Below are 24655 nucleotides of genomic sequence, written 5' to 3'. Positions count from 1 at the left end.
CCACCCAGAACCCCATCGAGCTGGAGGGCACCTACCCGCTGCCCGAAGCGCAGCTGGACCGCTTCCTCTTCCGCATCCTCGTGCCCCCCGTGGGCGCGAAGACGCTGCGCACGCTGCTCACCACGCGCGTGCGCGGGGCACCTCCCGCGCAGGAGCCCGTCCTGGACGCGGAGGGCCTGTCCCGCCTGTTCGCCGCCGTGGACCGCGTGCACCTGCCCGGGCCGGTGGCGGACTTCATCGGCCGGCTGGTGGAGGCCTCCGACCCGCGCCAGGCCTCCGCTCCGGACGCCGTGCGCCGCTTCGTGCGCTTCGGCGCGAGCCCCCGCGCGGCGCTGGCCCTCGCCGCCGCGGGCCGTGCGCTCGCGCTCCTCCACGGCCGGCCCAACGTGGGCTTCGACGACGTGGTGGCCGCCGCGCCCGCCGCGCTCAACCACCGGTTGGTGCTGGCCTACGAGGCCTCGCTGGAGAAGGTGACCGCGCCGGACGTGGTGCGCGAGCTGCTCAAGGCCATCCCCGAGGTGCCCCGTGGCTAGCCGCGTGCCCCGGAGCCCGGTGCTCGCCATGGCCCTGCTCTGGACGGCGCTCGCGGGCGCCGCCGAAGTGGCGGTGCCCACTCCCGTGCCCGAGGCGGCGGCCGAAGTGGCCGTGGCGGCGGAGGCCCTGACGGGCTCGGACACGGACACGGAAAAGGAGAGGGCGGGCGGCTACCGCGAGGTGGTGGAGACACCCGAGACCTTCCCCGAGAAGGGCGACCTCAAGGCGACCCTGCGCTCCGTCACGCTGGTGCCGCAGCGGGGCTACACCCCCATCCAGGTGACGGTGCACAACAGCAGCGGCCAGCCGCGCCCGGTGCGCCTGTCCATCCATGCGGAGGGACGCATCACGGAGCGCTCACTCCAACTGGGGCCGCGCGAGCGCGTCGTCACCTACCTGCTGCTGCCCGCGGACCTCCAGTCCGGACAGCTCCGCATGGACTCACCCGGGATGCCCACCGCCACGGAGGGCTTCTACCTGGACAGCTACCAGGGCGCGCGCGTGATGGTGCTGGGGGACGTGAAGTCCTTCGAGAGCGCGACCCGGTTGGGCCGGACGGGGGATGGCCAGGAGCCGCTCCTCGCCACGCGCTTCCTCGACGCCCGCGTGGCGCCGCGCGAGCTGGCCGCGTACGTGGGCTACGACGCGGTGCTGGTGACGGCGCCGCCGGAGGAGGTGCCCGACGACGTCTGGGCCGTGCTGGAATCCTTCGCGCTGTCCGGTGGCAACCTGGTGCTCGCCCATCCTCCGGCCAACCCGCGCCGGCACTTCCCGTTGATCCAGGACTTCGGGGCGGAGCGGTCGCCGTACGGCTTCGGCCAGGTGCGCCAGTTCCGTGACTGCCACAGGTTCCAGACCTGTGGGCAGAAGCTCGTGGAGGACGCGTCGACGGCGACGAGCGCGGTGGTGCCCGCGGGGCCGCCACCGCGCTGGGACCGCAGCAGCCTCCTGCGTGACGGGATGTTGCCGCTGCTGGCCAGCGCGCGCGCGCCCGTGGGCCGCTTCATGCTGCTCATCTTCCTCTTCACCCTCGCGGTGGGGCCCGGTGGGTTGATGCTCGCCCGGCGCAAGGGGCCGTTGGCGGTGCTCGTCGCCGTGCCCACGCTGGCGGCCGTCACGTGTCTGTCGCTGGTGGCCTGGTCGGTGCTGGTGGACGGCTTCCGCGTGCACTCCGCGCGCTACAGCTTCACGCTGCTGGACCGCGAGCGTTCGCGCGCGGTGACGGTGGGGCTCACCGCCTGGTACGCCAACCTCGCCGAGGAGGGGGTGACGATGCCCGCCTCCAGCGTGCTGCTGGCCACCCCGGAGCCGGAAGACCCGCCGCGCTTCCTGGACTGGACGCAGGGGATGGCGCTGCGCGACAGCTTCCTGCCCTCGCGCACCTACCGTGAGTGGGGCGAGGTGGCGGTGCTCCCGTCGCGGGCGCGGCTCACCGTGCGCAAGGCGCAGGACGGGCTCGTCGTGCAGAACGCGCTGGGGGCGGACGTGGAGGCGGGCATCGTGCGCTTCCAGGGCAGGCTCTGGACCGTGCCCGCGATGGCGGACGGCGGCGAGGCGAGCGCCGTGCCCCTCCCCGATGAGACGAAGGCCCCGGGGTTCGAACGTGAGCGGGACGACCCGTGGACCCTGGGGCACCAGCCGGAGCAGCGCTTCCCGTTGGCGAGGGGCGTGTTCGATGACTCCCTGGGCGACAACACCTTCCTGGTCCGCCTGGGCGGCCGGGGCTTCGCGCCCACCGCGGCGGTGGACGTGGACCTGGAGGCTGGAGTGCATCTGGTGCGCGGTGGGTTCGAGGAGGTGCGGCCATGAGCCTGCTGGAAGTGAAGGGCCTGCGGCGCGACTACGGGGCGCTGCGCGCGGTGGACGACGTGTCCTTCTCCCTGGAAGCCGGCGGCATCCTGGGCTTCATCGGCCCCAACGGCGCGGGCAAGAGCACCACGCTGCGCATCCTGGCCACGCTGGACGTGCCCACCGCCGGCGAGGTGCTGCTGGATGGCCGGTCGCTGGTGGACGCGCCGGACAAGGCCCGGCCCCTGCTGGGCTACATGCCGGACCGCTACGGCACCTATGACGACGTCACCGTGACGGAGTTCCTGGACTTCTTCGCCCGCGCGTACGGCCTCAAGGGCGCGCAGCGGCGGCAGCGGGTGGACTCGGTGATGGAGTTCACGGGGCTGATGCCCCTGGCGGAGAAGCTCACCACGGAGCTGTCCAAGGGCATGCGCCAGCGCGTGGCCCTGGGGCGCACGCTGCTGCACGACCCCCAGTTGCTGCTGCTGGACGAGCCCGCGGACGGCCTGGACCCCCGCGCGCGCATCGAGCTGCGGGAGCTGCTGCGCGCGCTGGCGGACCAGGGCAAGGCGGTCATCATCTCCAGCCACATCCTCACGGAGCTGGCGGAGATCTGCGACTCCTGCGTCATCATCGAACAGGGGCGCCTGCTGGCCCAGGGCCGGGTGGAGGACCTGCTGCGCACGGGCGCGGAGGCCTCGCGCGGGGTGGAGCTGGTGGTGCGGCTGGCGGCGGGGACGGAAGGGGAGGCGGTGAGCGCGCGCGCGGAGCGGCTGTTGCTGGAGCAGCCGCGCGTGCAGGAGGTGGCCCGCGAGGCCAGCGCGCTGCGCGTGCGGCTGGAGCTGGAGCCGGACGCGGGCCCGATGCAGGCGGAGGCCGCCGCGGCGGCGCTGCTCGCGGCGCTGGTGGCGCAGGGGCTGCCGGTGTGCGCCTTCAGCCCGCGCGAGCGCAACCTGGAGGATGCCTTCATGACGGTGACGAAGGGGAGGGTGGCGTGAGCACGCAAGCAAGTCCGGCGTCGGGTGCGTCCGACGCCACCGCCGCTCCAGCAGCCAGGGTGTCCGACCGCTGGGAGAGGTGGGGCGACCGGCTCAACCCGCTGGTGGTGAAGGAGGTGCGGCAGGGGCTGCGCACGCGCACCTTCTGGGTGTGCTTCGGGTTGTTGCTGCTGGCGTGCCTGACGCTGTCGCTCATCGCGTACGTGAACACGCAGGGGACGTCCTATTCGCGCGAGGGGCGCACGTACTTCTTCTCCTTCTTCGTGTGCCTGGGGCTGGTGCACTTCGGGGTCATCCCCTTCAACGCGTACCGTTCGCTGGCGCGCGAGCGCGAGGACGAGACGTGGTCGCTCCTGCTGCTCACGGGGCTGGGGCCCCGGCGCATCCTGGGCGGCAAGGTGGCGTCCTTCCTGGTGCAGGCGGCGCTGTACGCGTCGGCGGTGGGGCCGTTCCTGCTGTTCAGCTACTTCCTCAACGGCATCGACCTGCCCACCATCCTGATGGTGTTGCTGCTGGGCGGCGCGTGGCTGGTGTTCCTCACGCTCGCGTCGGTGTGCGCGGCGACGCTGGCGGACGGGCGGATGGGACGGGCCCTGGTGCGCTTCGTGCTGGTGGGCGCGCTGCTGGTGACGTTCTTCCAGGCGCTCGCCTTCATCTTCATGCTGACGGAGGGACGGGGCCGGGGGATCTCCCTGGACCGGGACTTCTTCCTGGGGGTGGGCGTGGGGCTGTGGCTGCTGCTGACGGACGGGTGGCTGCTGTTCGAGACGGCGGTGGCGCGGCTGTCGCTGGTGACGGAGGACTACACGCGCCGTCCGCGCCGGGCGTTGGTGGTGCAGACCGTGCTGACGTTCGTGGGGGTGGCGGCGGTGTGGTGGTTGCTGGGCCGGGAGGATGACATCCCGGGCATCGCGGGCGTCCTCGGCGGGCTGCACCTCATCCTCACGGGGCTGTTCACTGCGACGGACGTGGATGGGCAGTCCCGGCCGTTGCGCGCGGGCACGCGGCCCTGGTCGCTGCTGCGGACGGGCGCCCTGCGCGGCTTCCGGCTGAGCGTGCTGCTGCTGGTGGGCTGGGTGGCCGGATGCGCGGCGCTGCTGTGGGCGTCGGACCCTTCGACGAGCGTGATGCGCACGGGGATGGCGCTCGTGGCGCTGGCCCTCTACGGCGTCATCTACCTGTCGGTGGCGCTGCTGGTGGGGCGGATGCCCCGGTCGAGCCGGTTCGCGTCGCCCGCGGCGGTGCGGCTGATCTTCGTCGCGGTGGGCGCGCTGGGGGCCGGGGTGCCGCCGCTGCTGGCGGTGTTCCTGGGGCTGGACGGGGACGACCCCCTGCTCAACCTGCTCAACCCCGTGTTGGGGACGCTGAACTTCGACCGCCGTGAATGGACGGACCCGTCGGGCCTGCGGATGCCGCCGGAGCTGCTGCTGTGCGTGGCGCTGGTGGCGCTGCTGTGCGCGTTCGCGGCGGACCGGGTGCTCGCGAGGCGCGAGCGTGAGGCCCACGCGCCGTGAGCCCGCGGCTGGACGAAGCGGAGGTGGCGCGGCTGGTGCCGGGGCTGACCCTGGCGCTGCCGCGCGTGCCGCAGCGGGGACGGGTGGGCGAGGTGCGCGCCACGTCCGCGGGCAGCGCGATGGAGCTGCACGACTTCCGCATGTACCAGCCAGGGGACGACCTGCGGCAGCTGGACTGGAACGCGGTGGCGCGCACGGGGGACCTGGTGTTGCGCGTGCGCCAGGACGAGGTGTCGCCGCGCGTGGAGGTGCTGCTGGACGGCTCGAGGAGCATGGGGCTGTCACCGCGCAAGGCGGCCGGGGCGCGCGAGGTGGCGCTGCTCACGGTGGAGGTGGGCGCTCGGCAGGGGCTGTCGCCGACGCTCCTGTGGGGCGGGGCGCGGTCGGAGCGGGTGCAGGGGCCGGCGTGTCGCGCGGCGCTGCGGGGCGCGGAGTTCGAGGCGAGGGACGACCTGGCGGCGGCGCTGGGGCGGCTGCCGCCGCTGCGGCCCTGCGGCGTGCGGGTGGTGGTGAGCGACTTCCTCTTCGAGGCGGACCTGGAGGCGCTGTGCGCCCGGCTGTCGCGGGGCGCGTCGGCGCTGTTCCTGGTGCAGGTGCTGGACGTGGAGGACCTGGACCCCACGGGCGGCGAGGGGGCCCGGCTGGTGGACGCGGAGAGCGGCGCGGCGCTGGAGGAGCTGCTGACGGACGGGGTGCTGGCCGCCTACGCCCGCCGCTTCGGCGAGCACCAGCGTGCCCTGCGGAGCGCCGCGGCGCGGGCGCGGGGAGCGCTGCTCACGGTGAGCACCGCGGACGGCCTGCGGGCCCAGGTGGCGGGACCGCTGCGCGCGTTGTTCGTCGCGGGAGGCGGGGCGTGAGCTTGGGCGGGGTTCGCTCGGGAAGCGGTGCGCGGTTCGTCGCGGGAGGCGGGGCGTGAGCTTCGGGCTTCCGTGGGGCCTGCTGGCGCTGGGCGCGCTGGTGCCGCTGGTGGCGGCGTACTTCCTGCGCCGCCGGCAGAAGCCGGTGGAGGTGAGCGCGCTGTTCCTTTGGCGCACGCCGCGTCCTCGCGCGGAGGGCGGCCCCCGGTGGGAGCGCTTCACGCGCGAAGCCTCGCTGTTGCTGGAGGTCCTCGCGGTGCTGGCCGCCGCGCTGTACCTGGCGGACGTGCGCTGGGGCGAGGCGGCCCGCCGCCGTCACCTGGTGGTGGTGGTGGACGGCAGCCTGTCCATGTCCGCGCGGTCCCCGGATGGGAAGACGGTGCTGGAGCGCGTGCGCGTGGAGGCGGCGAAGCGCGTGGAGGCGGAGGGCGCCACGCACGTGACGGTGCTGGCGAGCGGTGCGTCACCGCACGTGGTGGCCGGGCCGGAGGTTGAGGCGTCGCGAGCCCTGGGCGCGCTGGAGTCCTTCGAGGCCCGCGGGCCGGACCACGACGTCGTGCCCACGCTCCTGTGGGCGCAGGAGCTGTCCGGGCCGGGCAAGCGCGTGCACTTCTTCACCGACGCGCCGCCGTCGCAGGACACGGTCGTTCCTCCCTCGGTGCGCTGGACGGCGCTGGGGCGCCCCGTGGGCAACGTGGCGCTGGTGTCCGCGCAGCGGCGCGACGAAGGGGGCCGTGCGTCGGTGACGCTGCGGGTGGTGCGCTTTGGCCCGGGGCCCTCGGATGTGGAGGCGCGGGTGCGCGCGGCGCCAGGGCCGGGCGCGCGTGAAGGCACCGAGCGCACCGAGCGCATCGCGCTGCCGGAGGAGGGCGCCGCGACGGTGCGCCTCACCTTCCGCGAGGCCGGTGACGTGGAGGTGTCCCTCCCGGACGACGCGCTGCCCGAGGACGGGCGCGTGCGCCTGTCGCCGTCGCCCGTGATGCCGGTGTCGGTGGGCCTCACCGAGGGGCTGTCGCCCGCGTCGAGGCAGGCGCTGGAGCGCTTCCTGGCGGTGTCTCCGGAGGTGGCGCATGGCACGCCGGTCCCCGGTGCCCCGGTGCTGTCGGTGGGACCTTCGCGCACGCAGGCGCGGGTGACGCTGGGCGCGGAGGGGCCGCTGCGCACGTTCGTGGGGCCGTTCTTCACGGAGAAGGGCAGCGCGTTGATGGACGACGTGCAGCTCGCCGGGGTGCGGTGGACGGCGGGCACGAACCCGCCGGGGCGACCGCTGGTGACCGCGGGCGAGGCGGTGCTGGTGTCGCAAGAGGAGGGCGGGCGGCTGCACCTCAACGTGGACCTGGCGCGCTCCAACCTCCAGCGCACCACGGCGTGGCCGGTGCTGCTGGGCAACGTGGTGCGCGAGGCGCGACGGCTGCGCGAGGGCTTTCCCCGGCACCAGCTCAACCTGGGCGAAGCGCTGCCCGTGGTGACGGAGGCCGGTGCGCGCTACGCGTTGGTGGGTCCGTCCGGGCGCAAGCCGGTGTTCGGCGCGGGAGCGCTGAGCCTGCCCGCGCCCACGCGCCCCGGCCGCCATGCGCTGGAGCGGGACGGCACCGAAGTGGACTCGCTGGAGGTGCTGTCGCTGGATGCGCGCGAGTCGGACCTGCGCGGCCGGGACAGCGCGGAGGTGCCGGCGAAGGAGGCCGGCGAGGACGCGGCGGAGGGCGGTGCGCAGGAGCGCGCCCGCTGGCCGCTGGTGGTGCTGCTGGCCGCGCTGCTGGCCGACTTCTACGTCACGAGGAAGGTATGACCGGCACGCCTCCACGCGCAGCGCCGCCGTCGCCGGAACTCCTTCCCCGGAGCCCTGGCCCGGGCGCTGGCTTCCCGTTGGCGCGGAGCGCGGCATGACGTTCACCCTCCCGCAGGCGTGGCTGCTGCTGCTGCCCCTGGGGCTGTTCCTGTGGCGCTACGGCCGGAGGCCCGGCCCGCCCATGGTGTTGCGGTGGGTGCTGCTGGTGCTCGGCGTGGGCGCGCTGGCGGGGCCTGAGCTGCGCCTCGCCAACGCGGGCAGCGACGTGGCCGTGGTGGTGGACCGCTCCCGCTCCATGCCCCTGGACGTGGACCGGGTGGCGCAGGAGCTGGTGTCCCTGGTGGAATCACAGCGCCGGCCCGGCGACCGGGTGGGCGTCGTCACCTTCGGCCGCGAAGCCCGGGTGGAGTCCCCGCTGTCGGACGTGGGCCACTTCGCCGGCTTCACGCGGCCGGTGGACGCGGAGGCGTCGGACCTCGCCTCCGCGCTGGACGCGGCGGGCGCGCTGATTCCTCCCGAGCGCACGGGCCGGGTGCTGGTCGTCTCCGACGGTCGGGCCACGGGCGCGGATGCGCGGGGCGCGACCCGGCGTCTCGCGGCGCGAGGCATCGCGGTGGACTACCGGCAGGTGGCCCGTCCGGAGCCCGCGCTGGACGTGGCCGTCGTGTCGCTGGACGTGCCCGCCACCGTCTCCGTGCGCGAGCCCTTCCAGTTCTCCGCCGTCGTGCAGGCCACCTCCGCCGTCACCGGCACCGTGCGGCTGGAGCGCGACGGGCGCGTGCTGGTGAAGGGGCCCTTCGACTTCAAGCCCGGCCCGAACCTGCTGCCCCTGCGCGACCTGCTGGAGGCGCCGGGCCTCGTGCGCTACCGGCTCACGGTGGAGGCGGCGGGCGACGGCGTCCCGGAGAACGACGTGGGCGTGGGCGTGCTGCGCGTGGAGGGCCCTCCGCGCGTGCTGCTGCTCACCCAACAGCCCTCGGGCACCCTGGCGAAGGCGCTGGGGGCGACGGGCATGCAGGTGGACGTCCGCGCCCCCTTCCACGTCTCGCTGGATGCGCTCGATGGGGTGGGCGTGGTGGTGCTGGAGAACGTGGACGCGAACTCGCTGGGCGAGACGGGCCTGAACGCGCTGGCGGACTACGTGGACCAGGCCGGAGGCGGGCTGGTGATGACGGGCGGACGCACGAGCTTCGGGGAGGGCGGCTACCGGCGCTCGCCCGTGGAGCCGCTGCTGCCCGTGTCGCTGGAGATGCGCGAGGAGCAGCGGCGCGCGTCCGTGGCGATGAGCGTGCTGATGGACTCCAGCTGCTCCATGGGCGTGCAGGTGCCGGACGGCCGCACGAAGATGGAGCTGGCCGCGGAGGGCGTCACGGCGGCGCTCACGCTCCTCAACGGGAGCGACGAAGCCTCCATCCACATGGTGGACACGGAGTCGCACGAGGTCTTCCCGCTGAGCCCGGTGAGCGACGGCCTGCCCCTGAGCAAGGTGGCGAGCGGCTTCAGCGGCGGTGGCGGCATCTACGTGGGCGTGGCGCTGCGCACGGCGCGCAAGGAGATCCTCCGCAGTGACAAGCCCACGCGGCACGTGGTGCTGTTCTCCGACGCGGCGGACTCCGAGGAGCCGGACGACTACCAGGCCACCCTGTCCGCGCTGCGCCAGGCGAACGTGACGGTGTCCGTCATCGGCCTGGGCACCCCGAAGGACTCGGACGCGGAGCTGCTGCGCGACGTGGCCCGGCGCGGCGGAGGCCGCATCTACTTCGCCGAGGACGCGATGAGCCTGCCGCGCATCTTCAGCCAGGAGACGCTCGCGGTGGCGAGGGCCACCTTCGTGGACGAGCCCGCGTCGCTGGAGGCCGCGCCGGACCTGCCCCTGCTGGGGCCGCTGCCCACGCAGGGCCTGCCGCAGGTGGGCGGCTACAACCTCACGTACCTGAAGCCCCGCGCGAACGTGGCGCTGCGCACGCTGGACACCAACGCCGCGCCGGTGCTGGCGCTGTGGCCGCATGGCGCCGGGCGCGTGGTGGCCCTCACGGCGGAGGTGGACGGCAAGTACACGGGCGAGCTGCGCGAGTGGGGCGCGCTGCGAGCGACGCTGGAGGCGGTGGTGCGCTGGTCGATGGGCAGCGCCGCGCCGAAGGAGGAGGCGGTGGTGCGCTCGGAGCGCCGGGGCAACCTCTTGCGCGTGACGCTGGACCTGCCGCCGGGAGAGCCGATGCCGGGCGCCCTGCCCACGGCGGTGCTGCTGTCGGGCGACGGGCGCCCCGGGGTGGAGAAGCCGCTGCACTGGGAGGACGAGGACCGGCTGGTGGCCGAGTACCCGCTGTCCGGCAGCGGCACCTGGCACCCGGTGGTGAAGTGGGGCGGGCGCGTGTTGAGGGCGCCACCGGTGGCGCTGCCCTACGCGCCGGAGTTCGAGCCGGGCAGCGCGAAGGAGGGACTGAAGCTCCTGCGCGCGCTGGCGGCGGTGGGCGGAGGGCAGGAGCGCCTGTCGATGACGGGCCTGTTCGCGCAGGCGCCTGAGTCCGAAGGGCGCGTGGCGCTGGCGCCATGGCTGGTGGCGTTCGCGCTGGCGGTGATGCTGTCGGAGGTGGCCGTGCGCCGCTTCCTCTCCGCGCCCCGCGTGCGAGCGGCCCGCGCCCGGCCCGTGAAGGAGTCCATCGCGCGCGGGCCCGCGGCCGCACCGCGCGCGGAGCCCTCCGCGACGGCGTCGTCAGGAAAGAAGCCCCAAGTCCCGGAGGAGTCGCCCCAGCCGCCAGCGCCCGAGCCGCCGAAGCCGCCCGCCGGCGTGGACTCCGCGCTGGAGGCCGCGCGGGCACGCGCTCGGCGTCGGACGGGGCGCTGAAGTCCAACGGACTTCGCGATATGTCGGTGCCGATGAAGGGGTCCCGGTACGTGCGGTGGGGGCTCGGCGTCCTCCTGGTCGCGCTGTTGCTCCAGGCGGCGCGCCTCGCGCTGCACAAGGCATTCAGCATCGACGAGTTCCAGTACGCCCATGCCGCGTGGCTCATGGCCCACGGTCAGGTGCCGTACCGCGACTTCTTCGAGGTGCACTTTCCCCTCGTGTACCAGCTGCTGTCGCCGCTGTTCGTGCTGCTGGGGGATGATCCGCGCAACGTGCTGGCCCTGCGCGCCGCGATGCTCGTGCCGCTCGCGGGGGCCTGCGCATCGGTGTTCCTCCTCAACCGCCGCGAGGGACGCACCGCCGCGCTCCTGGCCCCGGTGTTGCTCCTGCTGTCGCCTACCTTCCTGCACTTCGCCACGGAGGTGCGCCCGGATGCGCTCACCGCCGCGCTCTTCCTGGGTGCGCTCGCCGCGCTGGCCGCGCAGCCTGGCGCCGCCGCCACGTCCTTGCCGGGTGCGCACGTCGCACAGGCCGCGCAGTCTGGCTCCACCTCCACGTCCTTGCTGGGTGCGCACGTCGCACCGGCCGCGCAGCCCGGCTCCACCTCCACGTCCTTGCCGGGTGCGCACGTCGCTCTGGCCGCGCAGCCTGGTTCCACCTCCACGTCCACGTCCTTGTCGGGCGCGCTTGCGTCGTTGGCCATGCAGCCCGGCTCCCACTCCAGTTCCTTCCTGGCGGGCTTGCTGCTCGCCGCCTCCGGATGGGGTTCGCAAAAGGCGCTCTTCTTCGGCGGGCTGGTGGGCGCGGTCCTCCTCGTGGACCTCTTCCTTCGCCGGGGCCGCACGCCCGCGCTCATCGCCTCGCCCGGCGCCTTCTTCCTCGGGCTCGCCACCACGCTGACGGGTGTGGCCACGTACCTCACGGTGACGGGCTCCTGGCGCGCATGGTGGCAGTGGTGCTTCGTCTGGGCGTCCGAACACCAGCGTCACTACCCGGGCTTCTCCTGGCGCGAGTACCTGTTGCCCGCCCTGGGCAAAGAACCCGCGTTCTTCCTCCTCGCCATCGTCGGGGTCGGCTTCACCGTCCGGCGGATGCTCCAGCACGACCCGAACCTGCCGCTGCGTGAACGCCTGCGGACGCCCGACCTCCTGCTCATCGTGGCCGTGCCCGCGACGTTCGGTGCCTACGCGCTCCAGCGCGCCCCGTTCCCCTACAGCCTGCTGCCCTTCCTCGGCGTGCTCGCCGTCTTCGCGGCGCGCGGGGTCCTCGTGGTCCTCTCTCGGCTGCACACGCCTGTCGGGCGCACCGTGGGGTTCATCGGGCTGCTGGGACTGTTCGCCGTGCAGGCCGCGCACGTGGATGCACTGCTGAACGGCGGGGGCAACGCGCGGCAGCGCGAGGTGCTCGCGCGCATCGCCACGCTCACGGGCCCGGAGGACGTCGTCTATGACAACTCGGGCGGCTTCGTGAGCCGGCCCCACGTGCACTTCTACTTCTACACGGACGCGTATCTGCGCGGCTCGCTCGTGGATCTGCTGTCGCATGACATGCCCCGTGCGCTCGTGGACCAGGGCTGCGTGCTGCGCGTGGATGACCTGCGCACCTCCGGCCTGCCTCCCGCGCTGCGCCGCTTCCTCGACACGCACTACCAGCCGTTCGACGGCGACCTCTTCCTCTGGGGCCAGCGCTACCGGGTGTCCACGGAGACCGGGAGGCTGGAGGACGCCTTCCTCGCGGTGCGCGGTGACCGCTACTTCGTCCATCCCGCGAGCGCGCTCGACGCCGGGGCGCTGTTCATCGACGGTGTGCGCATCACCACGCCCGAGTTCGACCTGACGAGGGGACCTCACGCCGTCCGCTATGAAGGGCGCGCGGAAGGCTTCCAGCTTCTGTGGTTGCCCCGGGATGCGAAGCGGTGGACGCCGCGTCCTGGTGCACCGGCGACGTATTCGCGCCTGCTCTGAGCCGACGTCCCGTCCATGTGAGACACGCGGATCACCCGGCGGGGCTGGGTGTTCACGGCCCTCCGGGATGACGTCAGTGTCATCCCATCCCTTCGCCGCGCGCGCTCCATTCTGAAGTCAACCGAGTGGGCTGGTGCCGGCTCCCCGCTGAACTTCCTTGGGCGAGGGCGATCCCTACTGTGGCTGGGCAGGAAATCCCTGCAGTGGAGGTCGCCGTGGCTGAACATGAGTCGGGACGGAAGCGGATGCGGGCTCCCATTCCCTCGCGGGGCGTGATGACCCTGTTGGATCGCTGGGTCTCCGACCTTGAACGGGACGCGCCCTTTGCGACTCCGGATCCCACCGAGTCACGCCCGCGAAACCCGGCCTCTGCCTCTCAACCCGAAGCCGATCCCTTCTTGGAACCCATGCCCCGGGCGAAGGCCTCGCGCGCCGAATCCGATCCCATGCCGCAGGGGAGGGCCCAGCGCGCGGAGTCCGACCCCTTCGCTGAACCGAAGCCCCGAGTGAAGGCTTCGCAGGCGGAGTCCGACCCCTTCGCCGAACCCACGCCCCGAGCGAAGGCCCAGCGCGTGGAGTCCGATTCTTTCGCCGAGCCCATGCCCCGTGCGAAGGCCTCGCGCGCCGAGTCCGACCCCTTCGCCGAGCCGGCGCCCTCAGCCCCGCCGGCCCAACCCGATGCCGCGTCCGCCGCCCTCCGCGCGGCCCGGGATTCGATCCAGCTCCAGGGCATGGTGGCGACCCTGCCACCTCTGGGTGCGCGGGTCGTCATGGCTCACGAGAACGGCAGGCTCGTTCACCGGGGCACCGTCGCGGTGCGGGGCCCGTGCGCGCCTTCCCGTGAGGAGTTCGCCGGCCGTGGCCTGTCCGACGCTCACGGCCGCGCGCTGGAGTTCGTGCTCGCGTGGTTCGGCAGCCCGTTTGATTCCGTCGCCTGGGATTCCCAGTCCGGGGTCGAACTGCGCTGGGGCGCATGGCCGCTGTCGGGGCCCGCGCTCATCGCCGCGCTGGCCCACTGGAAGCAGCGCGAGCCCGAGGCGTTCGAAGCCCGGCTGGGCCAGCTGGGCGTCGACGTCATGCCCGCGCGGCCTCCCGAGCCCGCATCGCTGCGCCTCCTTGGCGCACGGGGCGCGCCCTCTTGTGAAGGACGCGAAGCGCTGACCCTGCTGGGTGAGGACCCGAAGCGGATGGCGGCGCTGGCCCAGGCTGGCCGGGAGCGGGGCGCGCAACTGGCGCAGCTCGAATCCCTCGTCGCCCAGGTGCTGCGCCCCCTGCTGGCCTCCTGTGCGCCAGGCGCGACGGACCAGGAGTCACCGGCGGGCCCCTTCTCGACGGCGCGTGCGCTGGCCCTGCTGCTCCACGCGGAGCTGCGCTTCGGCCGCCGGGGTGTCGCGAAGCTCCTGGCGCATGCGCGCGAAAAGCCTGGGCGGCCGGCGTCGGGCGAGCACGCGGGCGAGCTGCTCGCGGAGGACCTGCGAGCCGCCGGACGCGTGCGCGAGGCCGCGGAGGTCTGGCGCATCCTCTCCTCTCCCGAACTCGCGGATCCTCCGTAGCGTTTCCAGGAGGCATGCCATGGAGACGCCACTTCAACCCGGCAGCCACGTGCTGCTCGTCATCCCCGAGCCCGGCGCCGTGCCCGTCGCGGGCGCGCAGGGGCCCTCCATGGCCGGAGAGCTCATCATCGGAGGCCAGCGCTATCACCTGGTGCCAGCACCGTCCCAGGAACCAGCACCTTCATCCCCGAAGCCCACGCTCGCGCCGCCCGTCTCGCGACTGCTCACCGCGCGCGAACTCCAGGTCGTCTCGTGTGTCCGCGCGGGCTGGGGCAACAAGCAGATCGCCGTGAAGCTGGGCATCAGCACATGGACCGTGGCGGCCCACCTGCGGCGCATCTTCGCCAAGCTCGGCGTGGACACCCGGGCGGCCATGGTGTCGCGCTGTCTGGACGCGGCGTCCCTGCCGCCGACGCCCTAGAGGCGGTTCCTCCTCGCGTCACGCCGCGGCGAGGCCACGCTCCGGCGCAGGCCCAGCACGAACGCCAGGTTCGCCCGGGGCTGCCGCACGAGCCGGACACACGCGGCGGGGGCGACGAGCAGCGGCGTCATCCCCGGGCCATGGCCCGCCACCTTGCTGTCCGAATGCACCACCACGCCCACGGTGACGGTGCCCGGCCGCCGGCTGGGGCCATGGCGATAGTCCAGCGGACACACCGCCACCAGGTCCCCCAACCGCAGCGAGCCCAACCGGAAGCGCCGCACCAGCACCGGATCCGACAGCTGGATGTCCAGGTCCCCCAGCACGCCCTCGGAGCGCCCCATCCCCGAACCCATCACCTCCGCGGGCACCGTGTGCGTGACGGGGATGACCAGCCGTCCCCGCGCCGTCCGCACGCCCCAGCGCCGCAGCAGCCGGGGCGACAGGTTCTGCACGCGCACGTCCGGGAAGTCCGGCAGCTCCAGCCCCTGGCCGTACGCATCCAACTGCACCCGGTCCCCGATGAGCAGCCGCCGCTTCACGTGGGGCGGGAAGTCCACGATGACGTGGTTGATGCCCCCGTGCTTGCCCACCACCGTGCCCTCGGCGCCCTGGGCGGGGCCGGTCGTCACGCGCGCGCGGTTGCCCACGCAGGCATAGAACATGAGCGCCTGGTTGGGACCGTTGCGAGGGCCCACCACCTCGCGCCCGTTGTTGTGCAGCGACACCCCCGCCTCCATGTGGTCCGCCGCGAGCCCCACCGCGGGGTCCCCCACGCGCCGGTTGAGGACGATGCCCCCGCTGCCGGGCACCAGCCGGAGCACCCCGTCCCGCCCGATGCGGTAGGGCGAGGCGTGCACGATGGGATGGGACACCTGTCCCGCCACCGCCGCGGCCACCAGCCGCGACACGTTGGTCCGCGGCGCCGTGGCGGCCCGCGTGTCCGGCTCCATCACGAAGGGCAGGGGAACGTCCATGGCGGCCCCCGACCTTCAGCGCATCGCCATGGGCGCGGGGCTGGTGATGCCCAGCGTCGTGCGCAGGGTGGGCGTCACGCCGCGGAACGCGCGGCCCTCCGGCGTCATCCGGTACGCGGCGATCCACTCCTCGGCCACCGGGCCCAGCGGCATCACCTCCGTCTGGAAGTCCCTGAAGTCGCGCGTCTTGAACGGGTTGTCCGCCACGAAGTTGAGCAGGAGCCGCCCGGCGTCCGCCATCTTCGAGCGCTGGGAGATCTCCCCCGCGCCGCCCAGGTAGCGCTGCGACACGACCTCGATGACGTCCCACTTGGTGTTCGCGTCGAAGGCCTTCTTGATGTCGGGCGTCTCCAGAGCGTCCAGGATGGTCTTGAGGTATTCGCCCACCTCCACCGTGAGGGCCAGGATGTTGCCGTAGGTGGCGCGGTCAATCTGCCAGCGCATGTCCGTGCCCAGCCGCTGGATGGTGGCCTGGCTGGCGAAGGGCCGCTCGTTCAGGTGCTGCGAGCCGCGGATGACCTCGCCAATCAGCAGGTCGCGGAAGTACTGCGCGATGGCCGACACGAAGGCGAGGAACTCGCGGTGGAAGTTGCGGAACATCACCGCGCCCTGCGGCGGCGCCAGCGTCCCGTAGTTGAACGCGCGCCGGTAGGCCAGCTGCCGGTCGCGGGGCTTGTAGCGAAGCGGCTGGTGCTTCTCCATCAGGTACAGCGCCCGCGCGCCGGGGCCGCGCTGGATGCGCATGCGCCCGTCGTGGAAGAGCCGCAGCAGCGCGCCCGCCACCTGGAACACCTTCATCCGGTCGTGCTGGTAGATGTAATAGAGCTCCGCGGTCGCGTGGAGCTGCGTCTCGATGACCGACTCGTCGAAGTCCTGCACGAGCACGGGCCGGCTGATGGAGTCGAAGGACGACGACGCGCCGTCCTTGCCCAGGCCCATCAGGTCCGAGAAGAGGGACGCGGTCGAGCCATTGGAGGCGCTGGCGAGCAGCTCCCCCTCCCGCGCCGCGAGCTGCTTCTGCAGCTCCGCGCGCTCCACATCCGAGGAGACGTTGGCGAGGACCTCGCGCTTCCACTGCGCGAAGAGACGCTGCAGGGCTTCTGCCGTACCGATGCTCATGGCATGCCACCTGGTTCAAGCACGTTGAGAGGATGAATGTGTTCCGGCTTCGCGAGCATGTTCAGGGCGTCCCGCCCTCAGGGCTTCCGGGGGTGACGGACGTGACGGCGGGTGTGGCCCGCCTTGGGGGCGTAGCCGTTGACCGACGCGGGCTTGCCGTCCGAGCCATGCGGCTGCTTCCCGGCCAGCAGCCGCTCCACGGCCTTGAGCTGGTCGGAGAAGGCCTGCTCCAGTTGTCGCGCCAGCTCCGGCGCCTGGGCCTCCAGCCGCTTGTCCAGCTCCGTGAGGATCTGCGTCCGGTTCTCCTGGATGAGCGTGGTGACCTCCTCCAGGCTCGGTCCGCCGGAGGCCGCCACGGCCGCCTCGCCCGTCGCCTCCCGTGCCCTGGGAGGAGGCGGATTGGGATGGGGATTGGGCATCGGCTGGGGCCCGTCCACGCTGTACTGCGGGAAGTGGCGTTCAATCCGGTCCAACGAGACGCGGGCCGGCGGGGGCACCTGGTACGACTCACCCGCGTTGCAGTGCGAGCCCGTGGGGACGCTGAACTTGTGGTTCCGGTCCTCCTCGATGTCCTCCACCCGGTCCTCGGCGCCCTGGGTCAGGGTGTTCGCGAGGGCCAGCGTGTCCTCCTCCAGGCCGCACTGCTCCTTGAGGAACGCCGGATCCAGGATGAAGACGTCCACGTCGTCTTCCAGCTGCTCCAGCATCTCCGAGTGGAAGACGACGCGGTTGCCGCCGCCCGGGACGGTGGCCTCGTCGTAGTCCAGCAGGTACAGGTCGATGATCCGGTCGATGTGGTAGAGCTTGCGATCCAACCGGGCCAGCTCCTTCCAGAACTCGTCCGTGGTCGTCGGGTCCATCAGCAGCTCTTCCACCTGCTCCTGGACGGCCGCCCGTTCGCGGAACTTGTCGTGCAGCTCCTGCTCCTTGCCGGCCCGCTCCTGGAAGGCCAGGGGCGCGGGGAGGACCATGTTGAGCAGCCGCGCCCCTGCGTTGGGACGGTCGAAGGCGTTGATGAAGAGCGTGAGCGCTTCGGTGAAGGCCGCCAGCGGCGCGGAGGCGCCCTGTCCCCGGGTGGGGTCCAGGTAGCCGGATTGGGTGTAGTCCAGCGTGCTGTCCAGCAGACTGCCCGCCACGTCGCGCAGCCGCCGCAGCTGGAGCAGCTCCATGGGCACCGCCGACGCGATGCCCCGCATGTCCTCCGACTGCTGCCGGGGAGCGTGGTTCAGGAGGACGTCCAGCAGCCGCGACATCGCGTCGGGCCGGACGATGGAGCGCAGGTCGGAGTGCCCCTGCGTGCGCAGCCGCTCCAGCAGCTTGCCGTAGGAGGCCTGGCCGTCACCCCAGTCGTCGCCGCCCTCCTGGATGCTGGTGGCGGTGAGCTGCTCCAGGGCGTTGATGAGCGCTTCGCGGCGCTGGCGCAGGTCCTGGAGCGCGACCTGGAACACGCTGCCGCCCTTGTCGAAGCCCGCGCGGAAGAGGGACTCGCCCGCGATGACGCGCAGGAGCATGGAGCCCTCGTCCAGCGTGGCCGCCAGCCGGCCGAACTCCGGGCTCACCGTGGGGTTGATCATCCCCACCATGCGCGCCACGCGGGCGCAGTCGCCCAGCTTGCGCACCGTGTAGAAGGTCCGGTCGCGCGCCACCGGATCCACCGCCCGGTTCGCCGCGGCCTCGCCTTCATCCATCTCCGCGAGGATGGAGTCGCGCCACCCGTCCACCGGCGCCTTGAAGTCGCGGTTGGACGCGAGCTCCACCGCGAAGCGCAGGTCGTCCTCCAGCGCCTGGCGCTGCTGCCGGAAGCGCCGCATGCCGGGCGAGTCCCCGGCGCTCACCATCATGCCCAGGGAGGGTTCGGGCATGGCCTGGACGCGGATGGACTGGCCCCGGCTCTCGTCGTCCAGCCGCGCGGCCGTCGTCGGGTAGAGCTTGCGCAGCGCGTTCACCACCGACGTGGGGTCGCGCGCGTCCGACACGCCCAGCTGGCGGCGCAGGAACTCGTCGAACTTCGTCTTCGCGGTGGACGTCAGCTCCATGGACGCCGCGGCGCTCCGCCCCTTCATGTTCTCGTACATCGTCCCTCCCTTGAGGTCCTGTCATGCGGCCAGGGTGACGCTCACGCCTGGCATCCGCGCTTCCCGCGAGCCAAGCCTCACCAGATGATTGAGCACCGTCCGTGAGATCTGCTCGGGCGGGGCCAGCCTCCGTTCGAGCGCCTCGCGGCTGGCGCTCACGACGTAGCGGGGCGGCAGCCCCGAGGGCAGCTGTCCCCGTGCCAGGGACTCGGCGGCCCGCAGGATGCGCTCCTGATCCGACGGCCAGAAGGGCACCACGTCCACCAGCGCGCGCTGCGCCAGGCCCCGGCGCGGCTGGAACGCAATCTCATCCACCACGTGGGGGATGAGCCGGGACGCGGTGCGCAGCAGCAGCGCCGGGATGCGGGCACCGGGCAGCTGCGCGCGGTACAGCCGGTACCAGTTGTCGCGCACGTCCCGCGCCTGCGCGGGGAAGTCCATGCGCCGGAGCATCTCCGCCTGGATGAGCACCCGCAGGTACGGGGTGGGGTGGGCGCTGAGCGGGTGGAACGTCAGCACGCGCGAAGGCGGGTACGCGAGGAAGTCCTTCATGGAGTGGACCGACGCGGGCCCGCCCAGGAGGCACGCCATGAGGTCCGCGAAGATCTCCTTGTGCCAGCGGCCCCACAGGCGCGTGAGCCATGGGTTGCCCGTCACGCCCAGCACCCGGCGCTGGAGGGCCACCTGCGTCTCCTGCCAGATGCCCAGGTCCGCCTGCAGGTTGTGGCCGATTTCGTGGAGGATGACGCCCATGCCCCAGGGCGCCTCCACGCGCTCGTACGGCACGCGGATGAGCGGGAACGGGTTGCGCTCGCCCAGCAGGCGCCGCAGCAGCACGCCGCGCCGGAAGGTGGCCGGTGAGAAGCCGTGCTCCAGGTAGGTGATGGGCTTGAGCATCGGGGTGGTCAGCAGTCCGGGCGAGGCGCGCCGGACGGCCTGGAAGCAGTCCACGGCGATGACGTCGCAGGCCGCCAGCGCCGGCGCGAACCGCGTGCCCCGCTGGCTGAAGACGTCGAAGAACAGGCCATACGCGCGGCGGGCGCGGTCGATCTCCCGCTCCACCAGGGCGTTGCGCTCCAGCACCTCGTGCGGCCGGAGTCGCCGCCCGTGGAGCCGGCCGTTCAGCCGCGCGAGCGCCCGGCGCACGTCGCGGTCGATCTCCCCCAGCCGCGCGTTGGCCGCGGCGAAGTGCGCGGGGGAGGGGGCGAAGGGGACGTCCCGTGGCCTTATCCCCACGTCCTGCGGCGTGAGGCGTGAGAGCCTCCCGGCGCGGAACGTGATGCTCTGGACCTTGGCCCGCAGGAACTGCTGAAGCGCGTCCGCCATGTGCCTGCCTCCCCCGCCCTCCTTGTGTGTGGCTGCCCCTTCCGCTACCTGACGACGACGCGCACCGGCCCCCGGAGCACGACGGTCCGCAGCCGCCGCGAGCCGGGCCTGCCGGCCATCATGGTGTCCATGCGGTTGCGGTTGGCGGGGCGGCGGATCCCCGCGGTCGCCCGGAGCTGCCGCGCGGCGGGGTTGGGCCGCGAGAGCCGGCGCACCGCCTGCGGACTGGCGGCCACCCGCGTGCCGATGCGGCGGATCATCCGGGGCACCGCCTGCGGGCTCGCGCCCTGCTGGCGCACCAGGCGCGTCACCTGGCGCACGATGCGCGTCACCGCCGGCAGCGCGCGCGGGCCGTAGCGCTGGGCGATGCGCTGGGCGATGCGCGACGTCATCTGGCCCACGGCCCGGCCCAGGGCCCGCGCCTGCTGGGGCTGCTGGCGGCGGCGCGCGGGAGGAATCGTCGAGCGCACCACGTGGCGCGCCGCGAGCCCCCCGAGCACCCGCGTGAAGGCCTCCATGTCCTCTTCACCGGCGTAGTCCGCCGCGGCATCCGCGAAGGCGTCCATGGCGTCCGCGCGGAGCAGGCCCCCCACGCTGCGGCCAATCTCCTGGCCCACGATGCCGCCCACGCGCGGGGCCGCCTGGCGGATGAGCCGCATGGCGATGGGCATGGTGCGCCGCCCGATGCGCCGGACCGTCGGCCCGGCCACCTGCATCAGCCGGCGGGCGCCGGCCCTGAGGCGCCGCAGGAACTCCTCCTCGTCCTGGGCGTCCATGGCCTCGGCGAAGGCGTCATCGAGCGCGTCGGCGCCCTCCATCTCGAAGCCTTCGCCCTCGAAGCCGTCGGACTCCATGCCCTCGGCCTCGAAGCCCTCGGCCTCCATGCCCTCGGCCTCGAAGCCGTCGGACTCCATGCCCTCCATCTCGAAGCCTTCGCCCTCGAAGCCCTCGCCCTCCATGCCCTCCATCTCGAAGCCTTCGCCTTCGAAGCCTTCGCCCTCCATGCCCTCGGCTTCGAAGCCCTCGCCCTCGAAGCCCTCCTCGCCCTCGGCCATCAGGTCGGACATCTCATCGCCCTGGCCGGAAAACTCCTCCTCGAAAGGCTGCGGCTGCTGCATGGGTCCTCCTCCTTGCTTGTCCTGGCTTGTGCTGGCTGGTCCTGAAAACGTGATGAGACGGGGTGCCGTGGCGGGGCCTCAGGCGGACGGCTGACGGACGCTCGCGGCGCTGACGGCGGAGACGGGGATGCGGCGCAGCACCTGCTGCCGTGCCTGGACCCGCCGGGCCGCCACGCGCGGTGGCATGGCGCCGAGCCTGGGCATCTGGACCGCGCGGGTAACGACCCGCTGGCTCGCGCGGCGCACCACCTGGGGCATCGCCGTGATGGCCCCGCCCGGCCCCCGCTGACGCAGGTCCCTGGCGCACAGCTGGGCGATGGCGCGCATGATGCGCAGCCGCCGTCCCGGGCCGCCCGGAATCTGCCGCGCCACGCGCATCAGGTACTGCTCCAGGCCGCGCGTGCGGGAGCGCACGACGCCCTGCGCGGCGGCTCCGAGCGCGGCGACCGTGGGCACCGCCTGGCGGCTCACCACGCGCGCCGCGAGGCCCGCGCCCAGGGGCAGGGCCACGGCGGCGGGCACCTGCCGCGCGTCCGCCATGTCCGCGAGCGCGTCCAGCGAAGCGTCGTCATCCGCGCCGTCGCCGCGCAGGATGGAGGAGGCGATGCGCCCCCCCACGCCGGGGATGAGGCCGCCCACGGCCCCCGCGAGCGCCCCGCGCAGCCCCTGGCCGCGCATCAGCCCCCGGGCGGCGCCAATCCCCGCGGCGACGACGCGGCCCCACGGGCCCGCGACCCCCGCCACGCGCTGGATGATGGGCAGCGCACGGCTGAGCAGGGGCGCGGCGCGGCGCAGCGCGGCCCCACCGAGCCGGCCCACCTGCCGCACGCCGCGTGCGACGCCGCGCGCGGCGGCCCGGACGCGCCGGGTGACGCGGCGGAGGAAGGCCTCGGCGTCGTCGGCGTCCATGGACTCCAGGACGAAGGGGTTGAGGGTGCGGGCGAGCACGACGGCGGCGGGACCGGTGATGAGGCGGGGCGCGGACGGCGCGAACAGCCCGCTGGTCGGGTCCTGCTCGAAGCCTTCGAAGCCGTCGTCCTCCAGCTCCAGGAAGGCGTCCTCCTCCTCGGCGGCGGCGAACAGCTCCTCGAAGCCGTCGTCCTCGAAGCCCCCCGGCTCGAAGCCCCTCGGCTCGAAGCCGTCCGCCTCGAAGCCGTCCGCCTCGAAGCCGTCCGCCTCGAAGCCGTCGAGTTCGCCGAACGCGTCCGCGAGCTCCTCCAGCTCCTGGAGGGCATCCGCTCCCTCCCAGGGGTCCATGGCATCAAGGGACTCCTCGGACATGAAGTCGGTGCTGGTCATCGGTATCTCCCCCTCGCGTGGCGCGACCACAGCCCTTCAAGAGCGCCAAGTTAGAAAGGGGAGACTCCGCGTGGCAGTCACACGTTTGAGCTACCGCGCCTCGCTGCCCAGGCGGCGACTCCGTGCCAGACTGCGCCCGCCATGACCCTTGAAGAGACGATGCGGGAGCTGGAGCGGCTGGGTTCGCCGCAGACACGCAAGACGTACCTCCGACACGGGGCTCCCGAGCCCCTGTCCGGCGTGAACTTCGGTCCGCTGGGGGCGCTGAAGAAGCGCATCGGCACGGACCCCGCGCTCGCCCGGGCGCTGTGGTCCTCGGGGCACACCGATGCGCGGCTGCTGGCGACGATGGTCGCGGACGCTCCCGCGCTGTCCTGGGCGGAGCTGGGCGCCTGGGCGAAGGCGCTCGACTGGCACACCCTGACGGACGTCTTCGTGACGAACGTGGCGCTGCGCTCGCCGCATGCGGTGAAGGCGCTGGAGTGGACACGCTCCTCGTCGGAGTGGGTGGGGCGCGCGGGCTGGCAGCTGCTCGCCTCGCTGCTCATGAAGTCGACGGTGCTGGCGCAGGAGGATTTGTCGCCCTGGGTGAAGCGCATCGAGCAGGAGCTGCCGACCGCGAAGAACCGGGTCCGCGAAGCGATGAACAGCGCGCTCATCGCGCTGGGGGCGCAGGGCGGCGCGCTCCAGGTCGCGGCGCTCGCGACGGCGAAGCGGCTGGGCAAGGTGGAGGTGGATCACGGCGACACGGCCTGCGAGACGCCGGACGCCGCGCAGTACATCCAGAAGGTGCAGGCGCGGAAGGCTGGCACGGCCGCGAAGCCGCCACGGGCGTCGAAGCCAGTAGCCGCCGCCAAGAAGTCCGCGAAGCCGTCCGCCACGAAGCGCACGGCCACTGCGCGCACGCGGACCCGCGCGTAGTCCCGAGGGGGCGCAAGGCTGGCCCCACCGCGTGGAGCGAGCGGGGTGCATCCCCGCTCCAGCTCCAGCGTGGCGGCGCGTTCCGCCGCGCATCACGCCCCAGGTCCGGTGCCCCAGCGACGCACCGGACGAGGAAGGTGGAACCCGCTCCCGGCGCCGCCGAAGCAGCACCGGGACACGGCATCACATCACGGCATCAGGGCACGCACGCGGCCTGGCCGCCGGCTTCCTTGTAGGCCTTCACGCGCTTGACGAAGTTGCCGCCGTCCGTCTCCGGCGTGGTCTGCTCGTAGTTGCCGGCGCCGAAGAGGAAGCCCACGCCACCGGCCTTGGCCACCTCCGCGGGGCGCGTGAGGAAGTAGTCCACGCGGTTGTCGCGCCACTTCTTGTCCGTGTTGGGCAGGCTCATGTTGCCCAGCGGGAGCTGCCACCACAGGTGCGGCTTGTTCAGGCGCCTGGTGATGGCGTTCGCCCAGGTGAACGCCTGGTGGAAGTGCGGCAGCTCGCGGTTCTCCGGATCCCACCACCCGTCCTTGCCCTGCGTCTGCTGGTACCAGCCCGAGTCGCGGTCGGACGCCTCCACCGTGACGAAGTCGGTGTCCGCCGCGCCCACCTGCAACAGGAAGTCGGCGACCTTGTTCGCCTCGGACGCCACGTCGAACGACGCATCCGTGTTCCCGGACACGTCCGTCTTCGTCGCCCACGCGCTCGCGTGCAGGCCCACCTTCGCGTTGGGCGCGTACTTGCGCGCCATGGCGATCATGCACTTGCCCAGGCCCACGGCGTTGTTCTCCTGCCCGCCACAGTCCGTGGGGTTCGCGGCCTTCACCGCCACCGGCGTGGACTGCGGCTTGCCGTCCGTCGGGAAGTACTGGAGGTAGGCCCACAGGTCCGGTTCAATCTGGAGCATCACCTTCTCCTGGCCCACCTGCTTCAACAGGAAGCGCCAGTCCGCGAGGTAGCGCTCCAGGAACTTCGCGTCGTTCAGCGCCGCCAGCTGCTGCTTGCCTTCGCTGTAGCCGCTCGCCTGGAACTCCTCGTAGTAGGTGATGAACGGAATCTGTCCCTGGTCCTTGGACACCTGGATGAAGTCGCGCACGTAGGCGCCGGGCGGCTCCTGGTCGTACTGCCAGCAGCCCCACCACCCGCAGCCCTCGCCGCTGTTGGAGCACGACGCCCCGTTCGACGTGCACCCGGACGCGCACGAATTGCACGCGTCCTTGGAGTCGAACAGGCCCGCCGCGATGTACAGGTAGCGCACGTCGAAGGGCGCGCTCTTCGCCGTCGCGTCCTCCATCTGCGCGCCCACCAGCAGCTTGTCCTTGCCCAGGGAGCCCAGGAACTTCGCGCCCAGGCACTCGGAGCCGTCGCCGGGGATCACCCCGGGGCCGTCCGTGCCCGGCCCGGGTTCGTCCCCCGGCTCTGTCGAATCCGAACAGCCCGCCAGCGCGAGCAGGCCCACGGCAAGCAACGACCAACACTTCCGACGCATCAGGGGAACGGTCCGCATGTCCGAAACTTTACCCCGCCACCCCACCGCCATGCCGCCCCGCC

General features: G+C 72.9%; 18 protein-coding genes. 11 read left to right on the top strand and 7 right to left on the bottom strand.

The window, feature by feature from the left end; translation table 11 throughout:
* From OV207_RS19485 to OV207_RS19440, 10 genes are all read left to right on the top strand, one after another.
* Positions 1–533 (top strand): AAA family ATPase (locus OV207_RS19485; protein ID WP_267556642.1); only part of this gene is annotated, 533 nt, incomplete at its 5' end.
* Positions 526–2343, top strand: a complete 1818-nt coding sequence (locus tag OV207_RS19480; RefSeq protein ID WP_267556641.1) for a hypothetical protein — start codon at positions 526–528, stop codon at positions 2341–2343. The genes OV207_RS19485 and OV207_RS19480, both read left to right, overlap by 8 nt.
* Positions 2340–3323, top strand: a complete 984-nt coding sequence (locus OV207_RS19475) for an ABC transporter ATP-binding protein (RefSeq protein WP_267556640.1) — start codon at positions 2340–2342, stop codon at positions 3321–3323. The genes OV207_RS19480 and OV207_RS19475 overlap by 4 nt, the downstream gene beginning before the upstream one ends.
* Complete coding sequence (locus tag OV207_RS19470; RefSeq protein WP_267556639.1) at positions 3320–4837, top strand: ABC transporter permease; 1518 nt, start codon at positions 3320–3322, stop codon at positions 4835–4837. Before OV207_RS19475 ends, OV207_RS19470 begins: the two co-directional genes overlap by 4 nt.
* The gene (locus OV207_RS19465) at positions 4834–5694 is read left to right on the top strand and encodes a DUF58 domain-containing protein (RefSeq protein ID WP_267556638.1); all 861 of its coding nucleotides are present in this window, start codon (positions 4834–4836) and stop codon (positions 5692–5694) included. Before OV207_RS19470 ends, OV207_RS19465 begins: the two co-directional genes overlap by 4 nt.
* A 55-nt stretch (positions 5695–5749) precedes the next feature.
* A complete protein-coding gene (locus OV207_RS19460; RefSeq protein WP_267556637.1) occupies positions 5750–7483 on the top strand; it encodes a vWA domain-containing protein in 1734 nt (577 codons plus the stop codon).
* A 94-nt stretch (positions 7484–7577) separates the two neighbouring features.
* The gene (locus OV207_RS19455; RefSeq protein ID WP_267556636.1) at positions 7578–10328 is read left to right on the top strand and encodes a VWA domain-containing protein; all 2751 of its coding nucleotides are present in this window, start codon (positions 7578–7580) and stop codon (positions 10326–10328) included.
* Between the two features lie 50 nt (positions 10329–10378).
* The gene (locus tag OV207_RS19450; RefSeq protein WP_267556635.1) at positions 10379–12292 is read left to right on the top strand and encodes a hypothetical protein; all 1914 of its coding nucleotides are present in this window, start codon (positions 10379–10381) and stop codon (positions 12290–12292) included.
* A 506-nt stretch (positions 12293–12798) separates the two neighbouring features.
* A complete protein-coding gene (locus tag OV207_RS19445) occupies positions 12799–13845 on the top strand; it encodes a hypothetical protein (RefSeq protein ID WP_267556634.1) in 1047 nt (348 codons plus the stop codon).
* A gap of 19 nt (positions 13846–13864) precedes the next feature.
* Positions 13865–14266 (top strand): response regulator transcription factor, encoded by a 402-nt coding sequence (locus OV207_RS19440; RefSeq protein ID WP_267556633.1) that lies wholly within the window; start codon positions 13865–13867, stop codon positions 14264–14266.
* Here the strand turns inward: OV207_RS19440 and OV207_RS19435 are convergent.
* From OV207_RS19435 to OV207_RS19410, 6 genes are all read right to left on the bottom strand, one after another.
* On the bottom strand, positions 14263–15243 hold the full coding sequence (locus tag OV207_RS19435; RefSeq protein ID WP_193350250.1) for a DUF4438 domain-containing protein: 981 nt from the start codon (positions 15241–15243) through the stop codon (positions 14263–14265). The two genes, OV207_RS19440 and OV207_RS19435, sit on opposite strands and share 4 nt — an antisense overlap.
* A gap of 15 nt (positions 15244–15258) precedes the next feature.
* The gene (locus OV207_RS19430) at positions 15259–16362 is read right to left on the bottom strand and encodes a hypothetical protein (RefSeq protein ID WP_193350248.1); all 1104 of its coding nucleotides are present in this window, start codon (positions 16360–16362) and stop codon (positions 15259–15261) included.
* A 77-nt stretch (positions 16363–16439) separates the two neighbouring features.
* Complete coding sequence (locus tag OV207_RS19425) at positions 16440–18437, bottom strand: hypothetical protein (protein ID WP_267556632.1); 1998 nt, start codon at positions 18435–18437, stop codon at positions 16440–16442.
* 21 nt (positions 18438–18458) lie between these two features.
* Positions 18459–19763: a hypothetical protein gene (locus OV207_RS19420; protein WP_193350244.1), complete on the bottom strand. Its 1305-nt coding sequence runs from the start codon at positions 19761–19763 to the stop codon at positions 18459–18461.
* Positions 19764–19807: 44 nt separating this feature from the next.
* Entirely contained in the window at positions 19808–20881 is a 1074-nt protein-coding gene (locus OV207_RS19415; protein ID WP_267556631.1) for a hypothetical protein, read from the bottom strand.
* A 78-nt stretch (positions 20882–20959) separates the two neighbouring features.
* On the bottom strand, positions 20960–22180 hold the full coding sequence (locus OV207_RS19410; protein ID WP_267556630.1) for a hypothetical protein: 1221 nt from the start codon (positions 22178–22180) through the stop codon (positions 20960–20962).
* A 141-nt stretch (positions 22181–22321) separates the two neighbouring features.
* Here OV207_RS19410 and OV207_RS19405 point away from each other — a divergent pair, with 141 nt between their 5' ends.
* Positions 22322–23101 carry a DNA alkylation repair protein gene (locus OV207_RS19405; RefSeq protein WP_267556629.1) on the top strand — a complete coding sequence of 260 codons (780 nt, stop codon included), beginning with the start codon at positions 22322–22324 and terminating at the stop codon, positions 23099–23101.
* A gap of 196 nt (positions 23102–23297) precedes the next feature.
* Here the strand turns inward: OV207_RS19405 and OV207_RS19400 are convergent, their stop codons facing one another.
* Positions 23298–24611, bottom strand: coding sequence for a hypothetical protein (locus OV207_RS19400; protein ID WP_193350236.1), 1314 nt, complete (start codon positions 24609–24611; stop codon positions 23298–23300).
* Positions 24612–24655 lie beyond the last annotated feature (44 nt).

Source organism: Corallococcus sp. BB11-1, assembly GCF_026626625.1.
In the GTDB taxonomy this organism is placed as follows: Bacteria; Myxococcota; Myxococcia; order Myxococcales; family Myxococcaceae; genus Corallococcus; species Corallococcus soli.
The sequence above is the reverse complement of the archived record's forward strand: the minus strand, read 5'-3'. Positions and strand labels throughout refer to the sequence as shown.